The sequence below is a fragment of the bacterium genome (assembly GCA_022616075.1).
Lineage (GTDB): Bacteria > Acidobacteriota > HRBIN11 > JAKEFK01 > JAKEFK01 > JAKEFK01.
Genome location: JAKEFK010000015.1, coordinates 22975 through 29163, shown reverse-complemented (window position 1 = coordinate 29163; position 6189 = coordinate 22975). Strand labels below are relative to the sequence as shown.

6 protein-coding genes are annotated in these 6189 nt (G+C 49.6%); 2 read left to right on the top strand and 4 right to left on the bottom strand.

The annotated features are described in order from the left end of the window. The first annotated feature begins 127 nt into the window (after nt 1–127). Both L0156_01220 and L0156_01215 read left to right on the top strand, forming a co-directional pair. Nucleotides 128–1306: an acetyl-CoA C-acetyltransferase gene (locus L0156_01220; GenBank protein MCI0601613.1), complete on the top strand. Its 1179-nt coding sequence runs from the start codon at nt 128–130 to the stop codon at nt 1304–1306. Further along, the gene (locus tag L0156_01215; GenBank protein ID MCI0601612.1) at nt 1299–1640 is read left to right on the top strand and encodes a hypothetical protein; all 342 of its coding nucleotides are present in this window, start codon (nt 1299–1301) and stop codon (nt 1638–1640) included. Before L0156_01220 ends, L0156_01215 begins: the two co-directional genes overlap by 8 nt. A 4-nt stretch (nt 1641–1644) precedes the next feature. On the opposite strand, the gene L0156_01210 is transcribed toward L0156_01215, so the two are convergent. The 4 genes from L0156_01210 to L0156_01195 form a co-directional block, all read right to left on the bottom strand. After that, on the bottom strand, nt 1645–2664 hold the full coding sequence (locus L0156_01210; GenBank protein MCI0601611.1) for a hypothetical protein: 1020 nt from the start codon (nt 2662–2664) through the stop codon (nt 1645–1647). Between the two features lie 11 nt (nt 2665–2675). Further along, nucleotides 2676–4079 carry a VWA domain-containing protein gene (locus L0156_01205; protein ID MCI0601610.1) on the bottom strand — a complete coding sequence of 468 codons (1404 nt, stop codon included), beginning with the start codon at nt 4077–4079 and terminating at the stop codon, nt 2676–2678. Between the two features lie 133 nt (nt 4080–4212). Continuing rightward, nucleotides 4213–5052, bottom strand: coding sequence for an LEA type 2 family protein (locus L0156_01200; GenBank protein ID MCI0601609.1), 840 nt, complete (start codon nt 5050–5052; stop codon nt 4213–4215). Then, a complete protein-coding gene (locus tag L0156_01195; GenBank protein MCI0601608.1) occupies nt 5049–6188 on the bottom strand; it encodes a zf-HC2 domain-containing protein in 1140 nt (379 codons plus the stop codon). The genes L0156_01200 and L0156_01195 overlap by 4 nt, the downstream gene beginning before the upstream one ends. Nucleotide 6189: the final 1 nt, after the last annotated feature.

The window sequence follows — 6189 nt, the reverse complement described above, 5'->3', positions numbered from 1 at the left end:
CGCGCTATACTTCTGCGGTTCGGAGTTCCTTTGTTCGATATTCTGCGGTTTAATATCCTTTTGCGAAAATCCTTCTAAAAAAACAAGAAGTTCAACGTCAAGTAGTACGAGCTAAAACGAGGTTGTTATGCGAATTGCGATTACATCTGCAGTAAGGACAGCGATTGGAAAATTCGGAGGAGCGCTGGTAAATACATCTGCCGTTGATCTGGCGGGAGTGTGCATCCGGGAAGCTTTGGATCGTTCCAGAGTACGTCCGGACGAAGTTGATGAAGTTTTGATCGGAAATGTTTTGCAAGCCGGTCTGGGTCAGAATCCGGCGCGACAAGCTGCAATCAAAGCCAAAATTCCAGTGAGTGTGCCGGCAACAACGATCAACAAAGTATGCGGCTCCGGTCTGAAAGCAATCACGCTGGGCGCGCAGGCGATTCGCTGCGGAGATACGCAGATTGTTGTGTGCGGCGGCACGGAGAACATGAGCCGCGCGCCCTATCTGTTGGCAGAGGCGCGGTACGGTTACCGTCTGGGACACGGTGAGCTGATCGATTCGATGATCAGCGAAGGATTGTCCTGCGCGATGTGCGAGGTTCACATGGGAATCACCGCAGAAAACATCGCGGAGCAATACGGAATCACCCGAGCAGCTCAGGATGAATTTGCTGCGCTAAGTCAACGACGCGCGGTTGCCGCCATTGCGGAGGGAAAATTTAAACGGGAAATCGTTCCCGTTGCGATTCCGCAAAAAAAAGGTGAACCGAAGATGTTTGATACGGATGAATATCCGCGTGCCGAAACGAATATGGACTCCCTCACGAAATTGAAACCTGCTTTCAAAGAAGGAGGCAGTGTAACGGCCGGGAATGCTTCGGGCATTAATGATGGCGCTGCAGCCGTCGTGCTGATGAGCGAAGAGAACGCCGGAACTCGTGGCATAAAGCCAATCGGTTATCTCCGAGCTTATGCGTCGGCGGGTGTCGAGCCTTCTGTGATGGGATTAGGGCCGATACCGGCAGTTCAGATTGCTTTGCAAAAGGCGGGCTTGAAGATTTCCGACATAGAGCTATTTGAGCTGAACGAGGCTTTTGCCGTTCAATCTCTTGCTGTTTTATCGCAGTTGAAAATCGATCCGGAAAGGGTCAACATACGGGGAGGAGCAATCGCATTGGGACATCCCATCGGCGCGAGCGGCGCAAGAGTGCTGGTGACATTGCTTCATGCTATGGAAGATCACGGATACAACCTCGGTCTGGCCGGGTTATGCATCGGCGGCGGACAGGGAATTGCTGCGGTGGTGGAGCGTGCCTAAAAATTTGACCACACGTTCTGCAGTCATTTTGAGCTTGCAAAATCCTCGCGAAAAAATCTGGGGGGTTCTGATTTCGATCAATAGTTTTGGCGTCACCCTCCGCGGAATCGATATCAACTCTTTTCAAGATTGGGTTCGCTCCGTTGCGAATAATACCGAGTCCATGAGTCTCAGCACGATGTTTGTCCCCATGATGCGAGTCGAAAAAGCTACGCTCGATGAAAACTTTGGAATGTACAAATCCTTCAGCGAGCAGTTTTATGAACGGGTCGGCCGTTCTGTTCTGGAATTCATGGATCTTCCGGACGAAGAAGATATCCATTTCAGTTTTTAGACTCTCAGAAACTGCCGGCAAAACCCTCAGCGCGCGCCTTCACGAGATCCATAAACATTTCAATGTTTTCATTGGAACCGGATGCTTTTTGCAAGTCCTGATTGGCATACGCAAAACGAACGTTTTCCAGTGAAGAATTGTAATTGATGATCTGCGCAAGCAAGCGCTCGTATTGCATCTGCAACTTTTCATACTGTTCCATCTGCTTCTCTTTGTTGTGCAGGGCCTGTTCGTACTGAATCCTGGCCGTGATGTCCTCCAGGGTTTGCAGTTTTTCCTTCAGAAAAGAGATCTGTTGTTCCAATGCTGCGATCTGCACTTTGGAGAGTTCGCCGCTGATCTCCTGCAATCGATAACTCTGATGAAGCACTCTTTCTGTATAGTCTTCCAGGTCCTGTTCAATTTTTGGATTGCTTTCCTTCGTTCTGATCATCGATTGAATCTTGCTGTAAAGCGCCACGGTTTCGGAGGCCAGCTTGTAAGCATCTGACGAAGTTTTCCATGTGTAGTGATCGAACGCTTCCAGCACCGAATCTTTTCGAAGCTGAAAGGGAAGCAATGAAAACTGAATACAGAAAGCATGAACGGCCGCATGAATCAGATGATAATAGGGGTAAGGTAGAACGTTCCGGACTTCAGGAATGTTTTGCCAGTTTCCAACGATGGGAAATGTGATCAACAGCAATCCTGAGGAAAGCAGCCACTTCCAGATTCTGAAGTTTTCCGCGAAAACAACTTTTCCTATCGCAAATGTGAACAGAAGACTGAACGGAATCAAGTAATCCGGGAAGAGTAAAAACGCGGCAACGGCGATTCCGGGAAGGATCAATCCATTCAGCGGCGCTTTATTCTTTTGCCATAACACCCAGATGCTGACGGCTGTTAATGCGTAAGTCAGCGGGTGATACAAAGCATTTCGTGAAAAGAAATTTGCCAGGAGCAGAAAGGCTGCTCCCAGCGTTAACCAGAGGATCATGAAGGGCTTTTTGATTTTCACTTCGGCAAGTGAATCCAGTATCCACATAGGTCACCTCCTTATTGAGGCGTAGTTTGTCGCGCGTTTCTGTCCGCGGCTTTTTGTCTCTTAAGAATGTCTTTTTTAGCTTCAGGCGCTACCGCAGCAGGCGCGGATAGAGCATTGACAAGCTCGTCATATCGAGAAACCTGCGCATCATTTTGGGTATAGCCGAGCGCTCTCAACTCGGAGTTAGCTTCCTGGGCAACGTCGTATGCGCCTTTGTCGTCTCCGGATTCCCATCTCCGATAAGCTTCTTCCATCTTTTTGCTTGCTTCCACCGCGGCCACTTTTGATTGCACTTCGCGATCGTAATTTGCGGCTACTGTGTTCCGGTCTTCGATGACTTGAATGGACGGCAGAAAACTCTGTGCAATCGTTTCCGGCTTATCCGAAGTGATGGCCGTGTAGGTGAATTCCCCTTTACCGAGAGATACCATCGTCTTCACATTGGCAGGCGCGCGAAGATGTACAAGAACCCGTTTGGTTTCACCGCTATAAATGTCCGGAACCTGTATTCGCAGCTTCCCATTCTGCACGTTCCACTGAAAACCAGCAACGTCCATCACTTCAACGCTGCTCGCAAGCTCCAGCGAAGCCACGGCATTGTTCGCAATCAAGCTTTGCATCAGATTCCATTCACGGCGAAACACATCCGCCATATTGATTTCCTTACTAATATGGTAGTAGTTTCCGCCACTATGATCGGCCACGTTTGCCATCAACGTTTCGTTGTAGTCGATCCCCACACCCATCGTAGACACGGAGATGGAGCGCTCGCGAATGCTGCGCGCGAGTGCTGCAATCTGTTCAGGATCAATGATCCCGACATTCGCCAGACCATCGGAAAGCAGAACCACTCGATTAACGTGCTCCGGCCTGAAGTTTTTGCGGACTTCTTCGAAACCCTGTTGCAGGCCCCCTGCCAGGTTCGTGCTGCCCCCCGGACTCAGTGAGTACAAAAGTTCGCGAATGGTTTGCGTATTCTCTACTTTTGTTGAAGGCAAAATCGTGTTTACCACATCGTCATAAATCACGATTCCCAGACGATCCACGGAATTCATCTGGTTAAGGATTGCGACGGCCGCTTCCTTGACCTGCTCGAGTTTATTTTCGTCTGCCATGGAACCGCTCCGGTCGATGACAAGCACAAGATTCATCGGCTTTCTTTCTTCGCCGGACATGCTCTTTCCGGTGATTCTCAAATCCAGGAACGCGTCACCCGATCCTGACTGGCGCAACATGTACGGGTTGGCCAGCTTCCATTCAAATTGAACATTTCCAGCCTGTCCCTTTCCATAGGGAGTGATGTGCTTTGTGATAAAAGGTGGGTTTGGTTTTACGGAAATGGTTTGCGTTGCATATACAAACGCAATGGCTGCTATTGCTACGAACAATCCGATAATTAGAATTGGCTTTCTCATTGATTCGACCCTCCAACCACTATGAACGAGCCACAGCACGAAAAGATTTAATCTGAACCGCCAAGACGCCAAGACGCCAAGAAAAAGAAAATTTGAATTGACCTGGCGCCCTTGGCGCCTTGGCGGTTAATGCTTAATCCGGTGAGTAGATGAGGCGGACGAGCAGATCGCGGTTTTCGCGGGCGATGCGGAATTCCGATGACAGAGTGAAATCAGGCAATTGTCGGTCCAGGAAGCCCTTAAAGAGTCCTTCCACAGCACCCATGGGACGCGGCTTCACCCCGAGCTCAAGGTGGTTTTTCCCGGGGACCAACGTAAGGTAGCTTTCAGACTCCCCATCAGCGACCACATCTTTTCCCAGCTTCACTTCATACCGCAGATCCTGAATCGTGAGCGGAAATGCAAATGGATTGTTGAAACGAACCTTTAACCTTTTGTTGCGAATCAAAAAGAGCAGTTGTCTGGTTCCATTCGCTTCCAGAGAAAGAATGGACAAAGCGCTCTTGTGTTTCAAAAGAATCTGTAGCCGGCCCGGCGCATTCATGCGGTTCTTAATTTGGATCGGGAGAGTCTTTGGACCAAACGGCCTTTCGAGCTCAGCCGATCCCTGAATTCGGTATGGAATTTCCCGCGATAGAAGCGCCTCGAAATCTTTTGAAGTCACTTTCTTGCATTGAAGGGCAAGTGGCACATCTATGACAGACACAGAGTTTCCTTCCAGATCTACAGGTTTTGTGAGTTTGCCGTAAGCAATAAACTGATCCACCAGTGCCAGATCGAGGCTGATGTTTTTCAAACGCGCGGAAGAAGAATAAGGATTCCGGATGGCCAGCTCGGCCCTCATCGTTAGGATTTCAGGAGTCACGGAATCCAGGCGAATATTGGCGATTCGAACAATCTCCAGCTTTGTAATTGTGGGTGTACAGCCAATCGCAGGAAACAAGAACAGTAAACAAATCGCGAGGATTTTCACTCTTTGTCTTTGTCTGAACTGACATAACCCAGTGAGCGCAATTGTTTCTGCGCTTCCTGTTTCTTTTGAAGTCGCTGGATCCGTTCGGTGGCGACTCTTCGTTGCGAAGGTGAAACCTGGCGATACGTTTTTACGGCTTCGTCGAACTCACCCACCTCGGCTAATGAATCCCCGAGCCGGAGAAGCACGTCGTCCATCTGATGGTAATCTCTATAATTGCTTTGCAACAGCTTGTACTGTGCAATTGCTTTTCCGTATTCACCACGGCTCTGGTAAGTATTGCCGGCGGCATAAAAATCGCTTGCAAGAGTTTTCTTGTTATCCATAAGAACCGCTCTTTGAGAATTCTCTCGCCATTCTTGAATATCGTTTCTATCCAGGCCTTCTTTTGCTCTCCGATATGAATCATCCGCGGTTTCCGCTATGCGCCCTTTTTTGAGTGCCGCCGCTTCTGTTTTAGATTGTTCGTAGTCGGTCTGAGCTCCGTGTTGCTGAACCTCTTCAGCGGGAGCCGACATTGGCGGAGCAGCCGCCTGTTCATTCGCAACTATACGGCCTGCAGGCGGGTCGCTTCCTGCTTCCTTGTTCTTTTCTGCAAGATCTTTGTCGAGCCGCTGATCATACGGTCGTGCTTTCAGGTTATCCACGTAATCGGCTTCGCTTCGTTTTGCTTCAAAGCCAGTTGAATCTTGCTTTCTCTCGCCGGCCAGCGGAGTCTCCAGTTTTTGTTGCACATCCGGCGCCACTTCGGACTTAGTGGCTGGCGCAACCGGTTCCGGTTGCGGTCTCTGCATTGCCATCTTCTTTGGCTCATTAAGAAACAAAACGATGACGAAGATTGCGAGCGGTACGGTGGCAACCTTGACCGCGAAGATAAGTCGTTCTGTCCACGAGGGAGAACGGGACAACTCCTCTTCAGCGACTGCAAGAATCTTTTGCTTGAAGTAAGGAGCGATTTGCGGTTCCTCCGAAAACGCATTGCGCTGGTAAGCGCGGTGAATCGCGCGCCAGCTCTCCAGCGTCTTTGCGCACTGAGGGCAGCTGCGGAGGTGCTTCTCGATCTCCAGAGTCTTTTTGGCTTGAAGCTCCTGGTAGAGATAATCCACCAGGTATTCTTCAGCCTTTTTACAATTCATG

What these genes read in the sequence shown, in the direction of transcription:
- L0156_01220 (MCI0601613.1), top strand. Translation starts at nt 128, where the DNA reads ATGCGAATTGCGATTACATCTGCAGTAAGGACAGCGATTGGAAAATTC.
- L0156_01210 (MCI0601611.1), bottom strand. Translation starts at nt 2,664, where the DNA reads ATGTGGATACTGGATTCACTTGCCGAAGTGAAAATCAAAAAGCCCTTC.
- L0156_01205 (MCI0601610.1), bottom strand. Translation starts at nt 4,079, where the DNA reads ATGAGAAAGCCAATTCTAATTATCGGATTGTTCGTAGCAATAGCAGCC.
- L0156_01195 (MCI0601608.1), bottom strand. Translation starts at nt 6,188, where the DNA reads ATGAATTGTAAAAAGGCTGAAGAATACCTGGTGGATTATCTCTACCAG.